The 17,495-nt window shown below is 63.8% G+C and carries 14 protein-coding genes and 1 pseudogene; 11 read left to right on the top strand and 4 right to left on the bottom strand.

The annotated features are described in order from the left end of the window. The first annotated feature begins 125 nt into the window (after positions 1–125). Positions 126–935 carry a TetR/AcrR family transcriptional regulator gene (locus ABIB56_RS16555; RefSeq protein ID WP_354570323.1) on the top strand — a complete coding sequence of 270 codons (810 nt, stop codon included), beginning with the start codon at positions 126–128 and terminating at the stop codon, positions 933–935. 64 nt (positions 936–999) lie between these two features. Next, positions 1,000–2,031, top strand: a complete 1,032-nt coding sequence (locus tag ABIB56_RS16550) for an aldo/keto reductase (protein WP_354570322.1) — start codon at positions 1,000–1,002, stop codon at positions 2,029–2,031. 113 nt (positions 2,032–2,144) lie between these two features. On the opposite strand, the gene ABIB56_RS16545 is transcribed toward ABIB56_RS16550, so the two are convergent. Next, positions 2,145–3,440: an MFS transporter gene (locus tag ABIB56_RS16545; protein ID WP_502917620.1), complete on the bottom strand. Its 1,296-nt coding sequence runs from the start codon at positions 3,438–3,440 to the stop codon at positions 2,145–2,147. A gap of 5 nt (positions 3,441–3,445) precedes the next feature. Next, complete coding sequence (locus ABIB56_RS16540) at positions 3,446–3,859, bottom strand: MarR family winged helix-turn-helix transcriptional regulator (RefSeq protein ID WP_354570320.1); 414 nt, start codon at positions 3,857–3,859, stop codon at positions 3,446–3,448. A gap of 368 nt (positions 3,860–4,227) precedes the next feature. On the opposite strand from ABIB56_RS16540, the gene ABIB56_RS16535 reads away from it, so the two are divergent. Genes ABIB56_RS16535 through ABIB56_RS16520 form a run of 4 tightly spaced genes read left to right on the top strand, consistent with a single transcriptional unit; the run spans position 4,228 to position 7,035 of the window. Continuing rightward, positions 4,228–5,097, top strand: coding sequence for an alpha/beta hydrolase (locus ABIB56_RS16535; protein WP_354570319.1), 870 nt, complete (start codon positions 4,228–4,230; stop codon positions 5,095–5,097). 6 nt (positions 5,098–5,103) lie between these two features. After that, on the top strand, positions 5,104–5,568 hold the full coding sequence (locus tag ABIB56_RS16530) for an HIT family protein (protein ID WP_354570318.1): 465 nt from the start codon (positions 5,104–5,106) through the stop codon (positions 5,566–5,568). A gap of 32 nt (positions 5,569–5,600) precedes the next feature. Further along, positions 5,601–6,650 (top strand): lipoate-protein ligase LplAB, encoded by a 1,050-nt coding sequence (lplAB, locus tag ABIB56_RS16525; RefSeq protein WP_354570317.1) that lies wholly within the window; start codon positions 5,601–5,603, stop codon positions 6,648–6,650. Positions 6,651–6,702: 52 nt separating this feature from the next. Then, a complete protein-coding gene (locus ABIB56_RS16520) occupies positions 6,703–7,035 on the top strand; it encodes a hypothetical protein (protein ID WP_354570316.1) in 333 nt (110 codons plus the stop codon). 14 nt (positions 7,036–7,049) lie between these two features. Here ABIB56_RS16520 and ABIB56_RS16515 read toward each other — a convergent pair whose 3' ends face one another. Further along, a complete protein-coding gene (locus ABIB56_RS16515) occupies positions 7,050–7,337 on the bottom strand; it encodes a GNAT family N-acetyltransferase (RefSeq protein ID WP_354570315.1) in 288 nt (95 codons plus the stop codon). Between the two features lie 56 nt (positions 7,338–7,393). Here ABIB56_RS16515 and ABIB56_RS16510 point away from each other — a divergent pair, with 56 nt between their 5' ends. The 5 genes from ABIB56_RS16510 to ABIB56_RS16490 all read left to right on the top strand — a co-directional run bounded on the left by ABIB56_RS16510 (position 7,394) and on the right by ABIB56_RS16490 (position 16,006). After that, positions 7,394–8,263 carry a DNA-methyltransferase gene (locus ABIB56_RS16510; RefSeq protein ID WP_354570314.1) on the top strand — a complete coding sequence of 290 codons (870 nt, stop codon included), beginning with the start codon at positions 7,394–7,396 and terminating at the stop codon, positions 8,261–8,263. 239 nt (positions 8,264–8,502) lie between these two features. Further along, on the top strand, positions 8,503–9,747 hold the full coding sequence (locus tag ABIB56_RS16505; protein WP_354570313.1) for a hypothetical protein: 1,245 nt from the start codon (positions 8,503–8,505) through the stop codon (positions 9,745–9,747). Beyond that, the gene (locus ABIB56_RS16500; protein WP_354570312.1) at positions 9,701–11,266 is read left to right on the top strand and encodes a PA14 domain-containing protein; all 1,566 of its coding nucleotides are present in this window, start codon (positions 9,701–9,703) and stop codon (positions 11,264–11,266) included. Before ABIB56_RS16505 ends, ABIB56_RS16500 begins: the two co-directional genes overlap by 47 nt. Continuing rightward, positions 11,230–12,984: a PA14 domain-containing protein gene (locus ABIB56_RS16495; protein WP_354570311.1), complete on the top strand. Its 1,755-nt coding sequence runs from the start codon at positions 11,230–11,232 to the stop codon at positions 12,982–12,984. Before ABIB56_RS16500 ends, ABIB56_RS16495 begins: the two co-directional genes overlap by 37 nt. Beyond that, entirely contained in the window at positions 12,896–16,006 is a 3,111-nt protein-coding gene (locus ABIB56_RS16490; RefSeq protein WP_354570324.1) for a PKD domain-containing protein, read from the top strand. Before ABIB56_RS16495 ends, ABIB56_RS16490 begins: the two co-directional genes overlap by 89 nt. Here the strand turns inward: ABIB56_RS16490 and ABIB56_RS16485 are convergent. Beyond that, positions 15,971–17,255: pseudogene (locus ABIB56_RS16485) on the bottom strand (IS3 family transposase). The gene ABIB56_RS16490 and the pseudogene ABIB56_RS16485 overlap by 36 nt on opposite strands. Positions 17,256–17,495 lie beyond the last annotated feature (240 nt).

Genomic DNA, 17,495 nt, shown 5'->3' with positions numbered 1-17,495 from the left:
CGGGCAGGGCCACGTTAGTGATAGTCGAATCCATCAGATCCATAACGAGAGCGACCATCAGAATGACCGTCGCCACCAACCGTTTGTTCACGTGCTTCTCCTCAATGACGGGCGATTGAATCGCCATGCGTACGCCGTACGCGCTATTGCGTACACCGTACCCATCTGATAAATTCCTGTCAACACGCCAAGGAGATTCCGACATCGTCGAAGCATCGAATGCCGCCCGCCCTGGGTGGGCCACCACCGCCTGGGGACTGGCCGGGACAGCCCGCGGCGCATCCGATCGCGGACTCAGCACGGGCAGGATCGTGCAGGCCGGCATTGAGCTCGCCGACGAAGAAGGGCTCGCCGGGCTATCGATCCGGAAGCTGGCCCAGCGCCTCAACGCGGGAACCATGGCGACCTACCGGCACATCGAGTCGAAGGACGAGCTGGTCATCCTGATGGTCGACGAGGCGCTCGGTGAGCCTCCTACAAAATTGCGAAGCTCTGAAGGTCTCAGGGCGGGTCTAACCGCATGGGCATCGGGGATGTCGCGGCGATATGGGGCGCATCCGTGGCTGCTCGATGCCCCGATCGTCGGGTTGCCGTCGACGCCTAACCGCGCTCTCTGGCTCGAGTACCTGCTCACACCCCTGGCCGACACCGGGCTTGGCCTGCAGCAGATGCTGGATGCGGCACTGCTTATCGACGGCCACGCCAGGAACGTCGCCTATCTCGTTCGTGAGATCGCAAAGGCATCGGTCGGTGAATCGCGTGATGCGGGCACATGGCTGGCTCCGCTGCTCGATCCGAATACCTTTCCCGTGCTCTCGAGGGTGATGGCCTCCGGTGCCCTGGAGGACGACACGGAGCAGAACCTCGACTTCGGGCTGGAGCGCATCATCGCCGGGATCGAGGAGTTCATCCGCTCGGAGGTGCCATCAGCCTGATCGCCAGGGTGTGAGTACGCTCCATCACCTGGAGCGCGCGCTCGGACAGGGTTACCTTCGAGGTATGGAATATCGCACACTCGGAAACAGCGGAACAGTCGTCTCAGCCCAGGCACTCGGCACCATGACCTTCGGCGCGGAGGCCGACGAAGCCACGTCACACCTCATCCTCGACACCTTCCTCGAAGCCGGCGGAACATTCGTTGACACCGCGGACGTCTACAGTTCCGGCATCTCGGAGCAGATCATCGGCAACTGGCTCGGCGAACATCCGACGGAGCGCGAACAGGTGGTCATCGCCACCAAGGCGCGCTTCCCGATGGGGGAGGGCCCCAACGATCTGGGACTCACCCGCAGGCATCTCGCGCGTGCGCTCGATGCATCCCTCGGTCGTCTCGGCGTGGAGCAGATCGACCTCTACCAGATGCACGCCTGGGACGCCCTCACCCCGATCGAGGAGACGCTCGGCTTTCTCAACGACGCCGTCACCCGGGGCAAGATCGGTTACTACGGTTTCTCCAACTATCTCGGCTGGCAGCTGACCAAGGCCGTGCACGTGGCGAAGGCGCATGGCTGGGCGGCCCCGGTCACCCTGCAGCCGCAGTACAGCCTGCTGGTGCGCGACATCGAGCATGAGGTCGTTCCGGCCGCCCTGGATGCGAAGATCGGGCTGCTGCCATGGTCACCGCTCGGCGGAGGCTGGCTCAGCGGCAAGTACCTGCGCGATCAGGCGCCGACCGGTGCCACGCGCCTCGGGGAGAATCCGCAGCGCGGCATGGAGGCCTGGGAGAAGCGCAACGCCCAAGAGCAGACCTGGGCGATCATCGATGCCGTGAAGTCGATAGCGGATGCCCACGGCGCCAGTTCATCGCAGGTGGCGCTTGCCTGGCTGGGGGCGCAGCCGGCCGTCACCGCGGTGATTCTCGGCGCGCGCACCGTGGAGCAGCTGACCGACAACCTCGGCGCGGTGGACCTGGAACTGTCCGCCGACGAGATCCAGAAACTCACGGATGCCAGTGCGCCGCAGCCCGACGACTACCCCTACGGCACGGGAGGCGTGCAGCAGCGCAATCGCAAACTCGAGGGCGGGCGTTGAGCGGGTCGCGGCAGCTGCGCTTGGGCGACTACCAGTTGTCACATTCGGTGGTCTAAGGGCAGCCAGACCACGTTTACTGCCAACTGACGGCGCGAGCGTCGGGTGCGCCGCAGCTAGCCCTTCTGGCTCGTGACCTCCTCGGTCACGATCTCTTCGGCCGCACGCATCGGACCATCCAGGCTGAAGGAGAAGCGGCGGTCGGCGTAGTGCAGGCGCAGGCTTCGGTAGCGCACCAGCCAATAGAGGCCGACGAGTGCCGCCAGGATGCCAGCGGCTGCACCGACGCCGAGGGCCCAGCGGGGTCCGAACTCGTTGGCGACCCAGCCGACGATGGGGGCACCGATCGGGGTTCCGCCCATGAAGATTGCCATGAAGATCGCCATGACCCGTCCGCGCACCGGCGCGGGGGTGGAGAGCTGCACGGTGCCGTTCGCGGTGGTCATCATGGTCTGGGAGGCCAGCCCCACGACAGCGAGCGCGGCGCCGAAGCCCCAGAAGGTGGGCATGAGAGCGGCAACGGTGCAGCCGATGCCGAATACGGCCGTCGCGATGAACAGGAATCGCATTCGCGGTCTCTCCCGTCGCGCCGAGAGCAGAGCGCCGACGATCGACCCCACCGCCATCACCGAGGAGAGCACGCCGAACTCCGCGGCGCCCTGATGGAACACCACCGTCGACATCGTGGAGATGAAGATCGGAAAGTTGAGGCCGAAGGTGCCGATGAGGAAGACCATTACGAGGATGACCATGATGTCTGGTCTCGATCGCACGTAGCGGAATCCCTCGATCAGGTTGCCACGTTTTCGGCCGGCTTTGGCGGTGCGCTGCAGCTCGTTCACCCGCAGGAACTTCAGCGAGATCAGCACCGCCGCGAAGGATGCCGCATTGATCAGGAACACCCAGCCGGCCCCGACGGCGGCAGTGAGCAGTCCGGCGACGGCCGGCCCGATCATGCGTGCCGCGCTGAAGGACGCCGAGTTGAGCGACACCGCATTGGACAGGTTCACGCCACCGACGAGCTGGGAGACGAAGGTCTGCCGCGCGGGTGCGTCGAAGGCCGCGGTGCAGCCGAGCAGCAGGGCGAAGACGTAGACGTGCCAGAGTTGAACGACCTGAGTGACGGTGAGGATGCCGAGCGCGAGCCCGAGGATGCCCATCACCGCCTGCGTGGTCATCAGCACCTTGCGCTGGTCGAAACGGTCGGCGACCAGTCCGCTGAGCGGTAGCAGCAACAGTTGCGGACCGAACTGCAGCGCCATCACGAAACCGACGGCCGCGGCGTCGTGATCGGTGAGCTGGGTCAGTACCACCCAGTCCTGTGCCGTGCGCTGCATCCAGGTACCGACGTTCGAGACCAGGGCGCCTGCGGCCCAGACCCGATAGTTGTATCCGGTGAGCGAGCGGAACATGGCACTCACTGGTCGGCGATCTCCCTGAGAATCGGGGCAACCTCGTCCAGCACGCGACGCTGTTCCGGCGTGAGCGCGGCGAGGCGTTTGGTGAACCAGGCGTCGCGGCGGCGACGGGTCTCCGTGATGAAAGTGCGTCCGGCATCCGACAGGTCGAGTTTCACTTTGCGGGCGTCGTCGTCCGCGGTGGTGCGCGTGACGAGGCCGAGAGCCACCAGCGCGTTGATGGTGCGGTTCATGCTGGGAGGTGTGACCCGCTCGTGTTCGCTCAGGGCTCCGAGGGTCTGCGCACCGCTGTTGGCGAGGGCGAAGAGCACCGAGCGCTGCCCTTCTGTCACCTCTTCGTCCGCCTGCATCGAGCGGATGCGACGGGAGAGACGCTGGATGGCGAGGCGCAGTTCCTGATCGTCGTGGGGCACAATTAGTTAGCATAGCAAATTAGCTTTGCTAACTAAAGGTGACCGCCGGCGCGCCCGTCCCATGCGCCCCTGGCCGCGCCGCTCACGCGCGGTCGGCCGAGCCGTCGGCCGTGCCGCTCCCGCTGCTCCCGCTGCTCCCGCCGCACGTCCGCCCCCGCCGCGCGCCCTTCGCGCGCCTCCCGTTTCACGAGAGTCGCCAAATGGCCCCTGCTGGCCGAGCACAGGGGCCACTTGGCGACTTTCGACCTCGCTGGGCGGCAGCCGGGTCGTCGCGCCGAATCGCTCGCGCTCCTGCGCCAAGGTCCCAATACACTGAGCAGACGAGCAGACGAGCAGACGAGCAGACGAGCAGAGGGCGAGGAGGCCGGATGGTCCAGTTCACGGCCGCGCGGCAGGAGCGCACCTTTGTCGATTCCGATGGCGTCACCATCCATTTCTCCGTGTGGCAGGTCGGCAGCCCGATCGGTGTGGTGCAGCTCGCCCACGGGCTCGGCGAGTACGCGGCGCGGTACGAGCAACTCGCCCAGCAGCTGGTCGGGGCCGGGTTCACCGTCTACGCCGATGATCACCGCGGGCATGGCCTGACCGGGCTCGAACAGTGGGGCGGCGACCACTCGCAGCTCGGCAAGCTCGGGACGGGCGGCATCCGCTCGACCATCGAGTCGGTACACGAACTGACGGGCATCATCCGCGCGGAGAATCCGGAACTGCCGCTCGCACTGCTCGGACACAGCTGGGGTTCGCTGTTCGCACAGGCCATCATCAATGCTCACGCTGAGGAGTACGACGCGCTCGTACTCACCGGGACCGCGTACCGAACGCTCCTGCACATGAATGGCGGCGACCTGGCCAAGAAGCACAGGCATCTCGGCACCACCGGGTTCGAGTGGCTGAGCCGCGACCACAGCGTCGGCCAGGCGTTCCTCGACGATCCGCTGACCTTCACGGCGAGCTCCCTCAAACTGTTCGGAGTGGTGGAGAACCTGCGCCTGCTCGGTCGTCCGTCGAAACGGATCGCGCACGACATCCCGGTACTGATCCAGATCGGCAGCGAAGACACCCTGGGTGGCGAGCACAGCGTGGAGCTGCTGGCCGAGGCCTACCTCACGCGCTCACGCCTCACTGATGTCGAACTCATCGTCTACACGGGCGCGCGCCACGAGGTCTTCAACGAGACCAATCGCGACGAGGTCATGGCTGACACGATCGCCTGGTTGACCTCGCGATTGGCCGCCTGAGGCTCGATGACCTCCATCTTTACCCGCATCATCAACGGGGAGTCTCCTGCCCGCTTCGTCTGGACGGATGACACCTGCGTCGCCTTCCTCACCATCGAGCCGCGCGGCCCCGGCCATACACTCGTTGTTCCTCGCGAGGAGGTGGACCGGTGGCTGGACGTCGACGCGGGCACCATGGAACACCTGATGCGGGTCGCCAGACTCATCGGCCTCGCCCAACGCGAGGAGTGGGAGTCTGACCGGGTGGGTCTCATGGTGGAGGGATATATGGTGCCGCACCTGCACATCCACCTCTGGCCGTCATGGTCGCCTTTCGAATTCCACCCGACAGGAATCGACCGCAATGCCAACCCGCGCCACCTCGACGACAACGCGGTGCGACTGCGCGCCCGTCTTCGGTCGCACGGTCATGGCGAACGCATCCCGGGCGAGAATACCGAGCGCGGGAGCTGGCCCGTCCCAGCGAACTAGGCTTAAAGCCACTGACCGGAGAGGCACTACCCATGCACGGCGAATACAAGGTTCCTGGCGGAAAGCTCGTGGTTGTCGACCTCGACGTGATCGACGGCCGCATCGCCAACTTCCAACTGGCCGGCGACTTCTTTCTCGAGCCCGACAGCGCCCTCGGCCTCATCAACGGCGCGGTCAACGGGCTACCAGAAGACAGCGATGCGTCCACGATCTCCTTCGCGATCCAGGGTGCCCTTCCCGGGGATGCCCTGCTGCTCGGCTTCTCGCCGGATGCCGTCGCGGTCGCCATCCGCCGCTCGCTCGCGCGGGCCACCACCTGGACCGACTACGACTGGCAGCTCATCCACGGGGCCGCCTATCCGCCGGTGCTGCAGATGGCGCTTGACCAGGTGCTCTCCGAGGAGGTCGGTGCCGGTCGCCGCAAACCGACGCTGCGCATCTGGGAGTGGAACGAGCCGGGCGTGGTGATCGGCAGTTTCCAGTCGGTGAAGAACGAGGTCGACATGGAGAAGGCCGCGAAATACGGCTTCCAGGTGACGCGGCGGGTGAGCGGCGGCGGTGCCATGTTCATGGAGGCCGGTTCGGTCATTACCTATTCGATCTACGCGCCGACCGATCTCGTGCACGGCATGACTTTCGCCGATTCTTACGCCTTCCTCGACGAGTGGGTGATCATCGCGCTGAAGTCGTTGGGCATCGACGCCTCGTACGTTCCTCTCAACGACATCACGAGCCCCACCGGCAAGATCGGTGGGGCGGCGCAGAAGCGTCTCGGCACGGGCGCAGTGTTGCACCACGTCACCATGAGCTACGACATGGATGGCGACAAGATGGTGCAGGTGCTGCGGATCGGTCGCGAGAAGATGAGCGACAAGGGCACCAAGAGCGCCAACAAGCGCGTCGATCCGCTGCGCAGCCAGACCGGGTTACCGCGAGCCGAGATCATCGAGCGTATGGAGCAGACCTTCACGAGGCTCTACGGCTCGACCTCAAGCGAGGTCACTCCGGAGGAGCTGGCCAGGGCCCAGCAGCTTGTCATCGAGAAGTTCGGCACAGAGGAATGGCTCTACCGCGTGCCATGAGTTCATCCGCTGGTCGGATGCGATTGTGCCGACCGTCGTTTAGCCTTGGACGATGAACTGGTGGATCTTCGGGGGCGTGGTGCTCGGCATCATCGTTCTCGGGCTTCTCCTCCAGCATTTCAAATTCATCGATCTTTCGGGCAAAGACAAGCCGAAGAGTTCGGGAAGCGGCTCGGGGATCATGGGTATCGGCGACGAGGTCTTCGCGCCGAGTCGCCATGAGGCCGCGATCGAAATGGACCGCCAGACGATCCTCCCCGCGCCCGCACCGCTCGCCGGTGACCCTTCGACGGGTTCTGGGAGAGTGGAAGAGTCAGCGCGCGCGGGGCTCTACAAGGGGCAGGTAAAAATTGACCTGTCCCAGGCGGGCAAGCGCTCCACGTAGTCAGCGGTGACGGGTCAGCCGCGCTGTTCGAGTTCGTGGTACTCGGGATGCTCTCCCAGCCACTTCACGACGTAGGGGCACTCCGCGACGACGCGATAGGCCGTGTCCGTGCGGATGCTGTCGAGCACTCCCTGCACCATCTCCGAGGCCAGCCCTTCGTCCCTGAGTTGCGGGTCGATCTCAGTGTGAGTGAGGTGGATCTCGTTGCCGTGCAGTGAATAGTCGGTGAGGCCCACCTGCTCGCCATCCTTCTCAAGGATGTAGCGATTCTGGCCCGGAAGGTGCTGCACGGCGCTGGACATCCCACGAGCCTACGTGTGACACCTGAGTGCCGCAACGACAGTGGGAGAATGGGCCAATGCCCGAACTCTGGACGCCCGACTCGCCCTCCCGAGTCATCAGGGGAGACAACCTCGAGGTCGTTGCAGGGCTGCCCGACGGGGCATTCACCATCGTCTATCTCGACCCGCCGTTCAACACCGGGCGCAGCCAGACGCGACAGTCGACGACCAGTGTGCGCTCGGCGTCCGGCTCCGTCAGGGGTTTCAAGGGCCAGCAGTACGAGCGCATCCGCGGCGACCTGATGAGTTACGACGACCACTTCGAGGACTACTGGTCCTTTCTCGAACCGCGTCTCGCCGAAGCCTGGCGCCTGCTGGCTGATGACGGAACCCTTTACCTTCACCTCGACTACCGCGAGGCGCACTACGCCAAGGTGCTGCTCGACGCCCTGTTCGGGCGTGCCAGCTTTCTTAACGAGATCATCTGGGCGTATGACTACGGCGCGAAGTCGAAGAACCGGTGGCCGACCAAGCACGACACGATCCTGGTCTACGTGAAGAACCCGAACGGCTACCACTTCGATTCGACGGCGGTCGATCGTGAGCCCTACATGGCTCCCGGCCTCGTCACCCCGGAGAAGGTGGCTAAGGGCAAGCTCCCGACCGATGTCTGGTGGCACACGATCGTGTCGCCCACCGGCAAGGAGAAGACCGGATACCCCACCCAGAAACCGGAGGGCATCCTGCGCCGCATCGTGCAGGCGTCGAGCCGCGAGGGCGACTGGGTGCTCGACTTCTTCGCCGGATCGGGCACCACCGGGGCCGTTGCGGCCGCGCTCGGGCGCCGCTTCGTGCTTGTCGACCAGAGCGAGGAGTCGATGGCGGTCATCCGCGCCCGCTTCGCGAAGTCGGGCGTCGACGTTGAGTTCGTCACGCCTGACGATTGACGGCCCCCGAACTGGGGTGGTGCGCCACGGTGAATTCTCGCGGTTAAGGTCGCGCTGTGAGTTTTCTATGCCCTAGCTTTCAGTCACTGACCAATCGTGAGGTTCGTTCAGGCGAGCGAACCATCGGGCAGCTCAGGCGCTTCTTCTAGGTGAAGTTGGTTGTCGTGGGTAGTGCTCTGCGTGGTTCTGGCCGGTCGTGGGTTGCGGTTCTGGCGTCTGTGGTTTTGGTGGCGACGGTGTTGACGCCTACTGTTGCGAATGCCGCGGAGAAGGCTCCGATTGTTCCTCGTGATAACGTGCCGGTGGTGACCTCGCCGGCGTTGGTGTTCCCGACGCCGAAGGCTCCGAAGGGTGACTTCGATCCGAAGGCGTACAAGGCTTCGGCGACGATCTCGCCGCCGAAGGTCGAGGTGAAGAAGCCATCAAAGGATCTGGCGTTCGATCAGGCGTCGGCGACGGTGACCGGTCGTGACGAGTTTTCCACGACTTTCACGGACGCGAACGGTCTTCATCAGGTGGCATTGTCGAACTCGGCGGTGAACGTCAAATCGGCCGGGAAGTGGGTTGAGGCCTCGACGAGTTTGAGTGATGACGGGTCTGGCGGTTTGCAGGTGAAAGACAACCCGCTTGCCCCGCATTTCGCGGCGAAAGCGGACGCGTCTGAGCTGTTCACCGCAAGCCGGGGTGGCCATACTCTGTCGTTCGCTTTGGATGCTGCGAAGGCATCGGTCGTGGAGCAGTCGACTCTGCCGCTTCTTCCGCTCGGCCGGGATCGTGCAGCCTATCTGTCGGTGTTGCCGAACACTGATCTTCGGTATCAGGTGACTGCGGGTGAGGTCAAAGAGTCGATCGTACTCAAGAAGGTTCCCTCTGCCGCACAGTCCTCCTATGTGTGGACGGTGAACGCGCCGGGGCTGACTCCGGTGCGGAATAAGTTCGATGACCTCGAATTTCAGGACAGTGCGGGTGCGGTGGTGTTCACCATGCCGGTGCCGGCGATGTGGGATTCCTCGGGCAAAGACGGTGAGCAGCAGGCGGCGCTAGCGAACATCGCGTACGACATTGTGAAGAAGTCGGGGTCGAAGTGGACACTGACGCTGAGTCCATCGCGGAAGTGGCTGACCGACCCTGATCGGGTCTACCCGGTTGTGCTCGACCCGACGGTCAATCCGGCATCCAATGATGTGCATTCCTATAAGTCGGATGGGGCGACGTTCACCGGAAAAGTTCACCGGAAAAGCGTATGTGGGCAATACGCGCGAATCGAACACGAACCGGTACTGGCGTGCCGTGCAGCATTACAACTACGAGCAGCTGTTCGGCAAACAGGTAATCGGAACGAGCATGCACGTGTATCCGACGACCGCGGCCGCGGGTTGTGCGGCAGGTGGCGTGTATTCGGCCACCCAGTTCAGTTACAACGGGGTGGGCTCGAGGTTGGCCGATCTGACCGTCTGCAATACGGACGCCAGCACGAGCGATGACCGTCTGACCAGCTATATGGCAGCGTGTGTCAATAACGGTGGGGTTGGTGCCTACCTCATGATTACTGGGGCTGAGGGCGGTAGTTACACGTTCAAGGCGATGAACACGGACATGTATCTCACCTATAAGGATTTCCCTGCCGTTACGGGGGTCACCGGTCCTACTCCGGTGAATGGTGCACGTGCGCCGCTCATGCCGATCGTCCAGGCGACCGGTTATGACCCGGGCGCGACGGGACTTGCCCACAAATACGACTTCAGCACTACCTCCGATTTCGCCGCGATCACCTACACCTCCGACTGGGTCGGTGCGGGACCGTTCCAGGTTCCCCAGCCGTCCCAGTCCAACATGGTCGGCGGACAGCGCTACTACTACCGGATTTCGGTCAAAGATGGCTACGACGGCTACTACGGTGTCAGCACTCGGCGACTCACCACCAATGCAGCTTGGTATTTCACGGCGAACAACCCGGCACCCACGCGGCCGGCCGCGAGTGTGTTCCCGCACGACGGCGAAGTCATCAGTGACCTTTCCCCGACGTTCACTTCGCCGACGGTCGTCGACGCGGACGGTGACACACCGGTCCAATATCAGTTCCGTTTGTCCACGGGTACGGATGGCAAGTCGGGAGCGATCACCACATCCGGGTGGCTGACGGCGCCGCCGACCGGGCCCGTGTCGTGGTCGCCGCCGAGCGGTTATCTGCACGATGGCGGCGCTTACACCTTGGCGGTCATGACGAGTGACGGAGTCGACCAGTACATCGACCCGCAAACCGTCAACCATTTCAAGGTAAACCTGCGCATCGGCGTTTCCGGCCCGTCGCCCACTGACACCGCAGGACCGGTGACTGTGAACCTCGCGAACGGGAACCTGAACCTCAGCTTCGCTTCTCCCTCCGTTTCCACGGTCGGTGGATCGATGGGGCTGTCGTTCGCCTACAACTCGCTGCAGGCCACCACTCTCATTCACGGACTCACCGGCGCGTATTTCAACGCGTTGAACCCCGGGCAGACCTCCACCACGACGTTCGACTACACCGGCCGGTCGCCGGTACTGACCCGAGTGGATCCGAACGTGGCATTCACCTGGGCGGCAAATAGTCCGGCCCCGTCCGTGCCGGCCGACTACTTCCTGGCCAAATGGACCGGGTTCGTCTCCATCCCCACGACCGGCGGCCCCTACACGTTTGGCGTGCAGCACGACGACGGCGTGAAATTGTTCGTCAACAGCAGCACCCTGATCGATCAATGGACCGCCGGCGGAACCCACTGGGCCGCTTCCGCCACGAGCGCTGCAGCACCGGTTCCGATCGAACTTGACTACTACGAGATCAACGGCCCGGCCTCGGTGCAGCTGTTGGCGAAGGGCGCGGACGGGGTCAGCTCCCCGTCCCCTCCTCCTGGCTCAACCCGAGTTACGAGGTTCTGCCTGCCGGCTGGTCGGCATCGACCGACCTCGACGGCAGCGGCGGCACATTCGTGTCCGCCCAGGTCACCGAAGGATCCGTCGCTCTGACCGACGACACCGGAACCGTGCACACCTACGCGAAAGCATCGACCGGCGGCTACACGCCTCCGACCGGTGAGTACGGTGTCGTCGGCCTCGACAGTGCAGGGCTGGTCACCTTCACCGACGATGGCGGCACTGTCTACTCCTTCAACGGAAGTGGTCGGGTTGCGACAGTGACGCCAGCGGCGGACTCCCTGAAGCCAGCGACACCCGTCGTCTCCTACAGGGCCGGAACCGGGCAGATCGACAAAGTCTCCGACCCGCACTCCAAGGACGCCGGCGGTAACTACGGCCGCGAGGTCGTCTTCGCCTACTCCACCGACACTGCCGCATCGATCAGCGGACTGACGGCGGCGGACACCGATTCCGGAAACGTGAACGCGGTGGGAAGTGCCTGCCGCATCCCTTCAGGTTATGTGGCAGCCCCGCCCGGGAAGCTGTGCCGCATCATCTACCCCGGCCACGTCGCCGGTGCCGGTGACACGACGCAATTGTTCTACGACACGAACGGGCAACTCACCCAGATCCTTGACCCCGGAGCCGAAGCTTCCACTTTCGCCTACAACTCCGCTGGCCAGATGACCCTCATCCGCAACTCGCTCGCCAACGACTGGCTAGTCGCCGACAACACACGAGTGCCCGCAGCCGCGAACGCGACCACCATCGGCTACGACAGCTCAAACCGGGCCACATCAGTGACCCTGCCTGCGCCGGACGGCGTCACGACAGCGAACCGGCCACAGAAGACCTACACCTACGACGCAGCCAACCGCACCACCTATGTCGACACCACAGGTCTCGACATCACGACATCGCCGATCGGTCACGCAGCGAAAGTCGTCTACGACGGAGCACTGCGGCAGATTTCCGGAACATCTGCGTCAGGGCTGGTCTCCACACGCACCTGGTCAGACAAAGACCAACTGCTGTCCTCGACAGATCCGACCGGTCTCCAATCGACCACCATCTACAACCCGCAAAGCGACCGGCCAACGGACTCCTATGGGCCAGCTCCGGTGAGTTGCTTCGGCTCCGACCGGACGCCACTGGCGTCATGCGCGATCACACCAGCACACAGCGCAACGAGTTACGCCCAGAACCTCGCCGGCCTGAACGTTGCCTACTACGACAACGCCGCGCTGAGTGGTGCACCGAAGGCGTTCACCCTGGGGTTGAGTGGCGTCGCCGACGGCTCCACCAACGCCAACTGGGCAACAGCCGCACCCGGCCCTGGAGTCGGCGTCGACAATGCGTCCATGCGGATGACCGGGACCCTCACTTTTCCGTCCGCCGGCACCTACCAACTCAGCACCGTTGTCGACGACGGAGCCAGAGTCTGGGTCAACGACGTCCTCCGCCTCGACGCCTGGGCCCCCCACACCGTCACCGACACCCTCAACCGGGGGAGCCTTCGTTGTCGCGGCCGGGGACAACCTCACCCAACGCATCCGGGTCGAATACTCCGAGCTCACCGCAGGCGCGAACCTCAAACTGATGTGGTCACTCAACGGCGCCACAGCCAGCGTCATCCCCGGGACCGCGCTGAAGCCCGACTACGGGCTGAGCACCAGTTCGACCATCGACGATTCCGCACCCAGTGGCGTTGCCGGTATCAGCAGTGCGCAGGTTCCGTCGATGACGAACGCCACCAACTACGGCACCAGCCCGTGGCTGGGTTTGGCCGCGACCTCGAGCGTCGACCCGGCCGGGCTCAACCTCACTGACAGCTCCAGCTACGAGACTCCCGGCACCGCTTGGCTGCGCCCCTTGACGTCGACCAAACCGGCTGGCGCAGCGACCACCTCGACGAACACGTACTACGGCGGTAGCCAGTCATACGGTGCGGCGTTGAGCATCGCATCACCGGTCTGCGGGCTCCCGGTTGCAACACCGCAGTACGGGATGTTGAAGACGAGCACCGGTCCGACGAACTCGTCGGGTGCGGCGATCGCCACCACCTCTATCTACGACATCTTCGGCCGCCTCGTGGGGCAGAAATCCATCAGCGACACGGACTGGACCTGCACGTTCTACGACACTCGCGGCCGCACAACCAAAACGACAACGCCGGCGATCGGTGGCACAGCTCGCACAGCAACCGTCAGCTACTCCAGCACCGGAACCTACGATGTCAACGGAAACCCGATCGGCGATCCGCTGACCACCTGGTCGCAAGACGACGGGGTTACTGGTTCGCCGACTTCCGGGCGGATCACCACGATCAGTGACTTGTTAGGGCAGGCGAAGACCTATACGGATGTGTGGGCGACCGTCACCACGAACACCTACAACATCCTCGGCCAGCTGACCGTGCAAGCGTCTACTCCCGCGGGCCAGGCGACAAAGAAGAACTACTTCAGCTACGACATGGACGGCCGGCTCGTCGGTGTTGCAAAGGAATCGCCGACTGCGGCTCTGGCGTCGGTCATCTATGTGAACGGCAGGCCCGTGCAGATCGCCTACCCGGGCGGATCTACTGGTGTTGGGTCGAATGTCTCCGGAACCATCGGATACGACGCGGCAGGTAGGCAACAGTCGCTCGGGTGGGACTTCTCTGGCACGCAGAACGACATCGTCGACACGGCGATCCGTTCCCAGTCGGGGCGGATCCTCCGTGACACCCTCACCGACGGATCGACAAGCTACCCGTCCACCTATTCGTATGATGCTGCGGGTCGGCTGGTGTCGGCGGCGATCCCCCACCACCAGCTGACTTACGGCTACGCGTCCACCGGTGGTTGCGGAACGAACACCGCTGCGGGTGCCGACGGAAACCGCACTGGTGTCAGCGACAGCCTGGACGGAGCCGCTGCGTCGAGCACCTCTTTCTGCAACGACAACGCCGACAGGCTGACTGCTACGACACTGACCAATCCTGTCCCGGGCGGTGACCAGCTCGCCTCCACCCCGATTTCCACCAGTACGAGTGGCATCACTTCCCACGCCTATTCAACCCCTGGCACGTACACGGTGGGTTTGACCGAGACGGACTCCACCGGAGCGACAGCGCAGACGAGTCATTCGGTGACTGTCGTCGCAGCCGATCGTGGACCGGTCGCGGTGTTCACGTCCGCAGCAAGTAACCTCACTGCCACCTTCGCTGCCTCCGGATCGTCCGACCCTGACGGAACCGTTGCCGGATACGCGTGGGCGTTCGGCGATGGCACGACCGGAACCGGGGTGTCGACCTCGCACACGTATGCGGTCGCGGGAACCTACGCGGTGACTCTCACCGCAACCGACAACCTCGGAGCCACCGCGACCATCGACCACCAGGTTGCGGTGGCGGGTGCGTTCGGTGCCGACACGTTCGCTCGTACCGTGTCGAACGGTTGGGGAACAGCCACCACCGGTGGTGCGTGGGCGGTCGCGCCTGCGGCCACCCAGTTCTCGGTTGCTGCCGGGATTGGAAAGATCACGGCAGCCCCGTTCCAGACGTCCGCGGCTTCCCTCGGCTCGGTCTCTACCTCTGACACTGATGTGACCGTCGGGTTCTCGCTCGACAGTATGCCGACGGCGAGTTCCTACACGAAGGTCCTCGGCCGCCAGATCGGCACGAGTGCCTATTCAGGGGAGGGGTATATCAATTCGGCCGGTGCCGTGATCCTCCTCCTCGAACAGGGCAGTACGACTCTGCGGCAACTGACCATCCCCGGTCTCGTCTATACCGCGGGCACAAAGCTGAAGCTTCACGTTCGCGTCACGGGAACGTCGCCGACGACCGTGCAGGCGTCGTTGTGGCAGGCGTCGGCAACAGAACCGGCAACCTGGCAACTCAGTACCACCGACTCCACGGCGGGTCTGCAGGCAGCCGAATCGATCGGCGTGGCTCTTTACGAATCTGCCGCCTCAACAGCACCGATCACGGCTAGTTTCACTAATCTGGTCGCCAGCCCGTCTGCCGCACCAGCAGCCTCGACACCGTTCGCTGCCCGGTTCACCACGTCGACCATCGGATCAGCAACAACGGTGGATGCGTCGTCGTCGACTGATGCTGGTGGCACGATCACCGCGTGGGCGTGGACGTTCGGTGACGGAACCAGCAGTTCCGGTGCGAATCTCGCCTACGACGCGCACGGCAACACCACTGTGTTGGGCGACCAGACCATGACCTATGACGCGTCCGACCGCCACCTGTCCAGCATCACAACCGGGGCGGGTGGTGCGACGATCACCTACCAGCGGGATGTCACCGACCGGATCGTGTCGATGACCACCACCGCCGGTGGCACCACGACCGCTGTCCGGTACTCGTTCTCGGGTGGTGGTGATTCGCCGGATTGGACGCTGTCGCCGACCGGTTCGGTACTCGAGCACACCCTGGCCTTGCCGGGAGGAGTGGTCGTCTCCATTCAGGCCGGTGGTGCGACCTGGGTGTGGTCTTACCCCAACATTCATGGCGATGTGATCGTCACCTCCACCGGTGGTGGCACCCGCACCGGGACTGTGAACCGTTACGACCCGTTCGGGCAACCGATCAATCCGACAACAAACAGCATCGGTACGACGACCGCTGATAGCAGTGTCCCGAACAACACCACCCAACCGGTGGCGGGCTATGGCTGGGAAGGCTCCCACCAGAAGCTCTACCAACACGCCGCCGACATCGCCACCATCGAAATGGGCGCCAGACAATACGTGCCAGGTCTCGGACGATTCCTCGAAGTGGACCCCGTAGCCGGGGGCAACGTGGCTGAACCGTCCCGGGTTTCATGCCGCTGTTTTGTTGGCGGCTTCGTCGGCTGACGGGCCGGTTATATCAGCGTAATAGTTACGCTCGTATTCCTCGGGTGGGATGTTCCCGAGGAAGCTGTGGAGCCGGTCGTTGTTGTACCAGCTGACCCAGTCGAAGACGATCTCCTCGACCTCTGGCAGGCCTTTCAGCGGTCCGGTGCGGAAGGGCGAGCTCTTACTAATTGCTTCGTTCTTGAACAGCCCCATGACGGTCTCGGCGGCTGCGTTGTCGTATGCGTCGCCGACGGATCCGATCGATGCGGTCAGGCCTTCGAGGGCAACGGTCTCAGTGAAACGGATGGATGTGTACTGGGCAGCGTCGCTGTGATGAATCATTCCTGGCTCGATCGGACGGCCGGTGTGGTCGCGACGCCACAACGCCATTCGCAGGCACGCCTCCACGAAGCTGGTGTCTTTGACCATCGAGGCCTGCCAACCTACGATCGCTCGAGAGAATAAATCGATGGCGAAGGCGACATAGACGAACCCTGCCCAGGTGGCCATTAGGTGAAATCGGTCACCCAGGTGTGGTTCGGCCGCGGGGCGGTGAACTGCCGGTTCAGCATGTCGCCGGCACGAAGACCGTTCTTGGCGGGGATCGTGGTGACAGTCTTCCGCCCACGAACGAGTCCGTTCATGCCCTCGTCACGCATGAGACGGTCGACGCTGTGTTTGGACACGCCCGGGAATCCCGACCTGGCCAGCCATGCTGTCATCTTCCGCCGACCATACAACACCTCGGGACGTTGCCGGCCCCGCCCGTCACGTCCCCGAAGGGCGCGCAAGACCGCGACCAGGGCAGCGTCGTCGATAGTCCGCGCTGATGGGGCGCGTCGTCTCCAGGCCCGATACGACCGTGGGGCGACGGCCACGCCCTGCTGATGCAGGACGTGACACGTCGACTCGACCCGGTGGCCGCAGGCTTTCATCTCATCAATGAACTGGACGATCAGCGGCGGCGAGGGTCGAGCTCCCCCGCGAAGAAAATTGATGCCGCTTTCAATATTTCGTTCGCTTCTCGAAGATCACGGTTCTCGCTCTTCAGCTTCTTGATTTCTTCCAGCTCCGCACTGGTCGGGCCGACCTTCGCTCCGGCATCAATTTGGGCTTGCACCACCCACCTTCGGAGCGTCTCGACACCGACATCCAACTTCGGGGCCAACGCCTTGCAGGCAGCGAACACCGTCGGATACTCCGACAGGCGATCCAGGGTCATCCGAACGGCTCGATCGCGAACCTCGGGAGGAAACTTCTTAGGCATGAAACGCATCCTTTCACCAGAAAGAAAGCGGCACGAAACCCGGGACGGGTGGGAACGTGAACGACTACGTGTACCCCAACGACCCCATCAACGGATCTGACCTGTCAGGGCAATGTCTAGAAGATGCCTGTGTCGGCGAAGGCATAATTGCGTTCTTCTTTGTTGCATGGGCGGTCTCGGCGCTTTGGTTGATATCTCAACATCAGGCCGTTCCAGAATTCCGGCTCCCAACTCTGCCAT

The sequence above is a fragment of the Glaciihabitans sp. UYNi722 genome (assembly GCF_040549465.1).
In the GTDB taxonomy this organism is placed as follows: domain Bacteria; phylum Actinomycetota; class Actinomycetes; order Actinomycetales; family Microbacteriaceae; genus Lacisediminihabitans.
The sequence above is the reverse complement of the archived record's forward strand: the minus strand, read 5'-3'. Positions and strand labels throughout refer to the sequence as shown.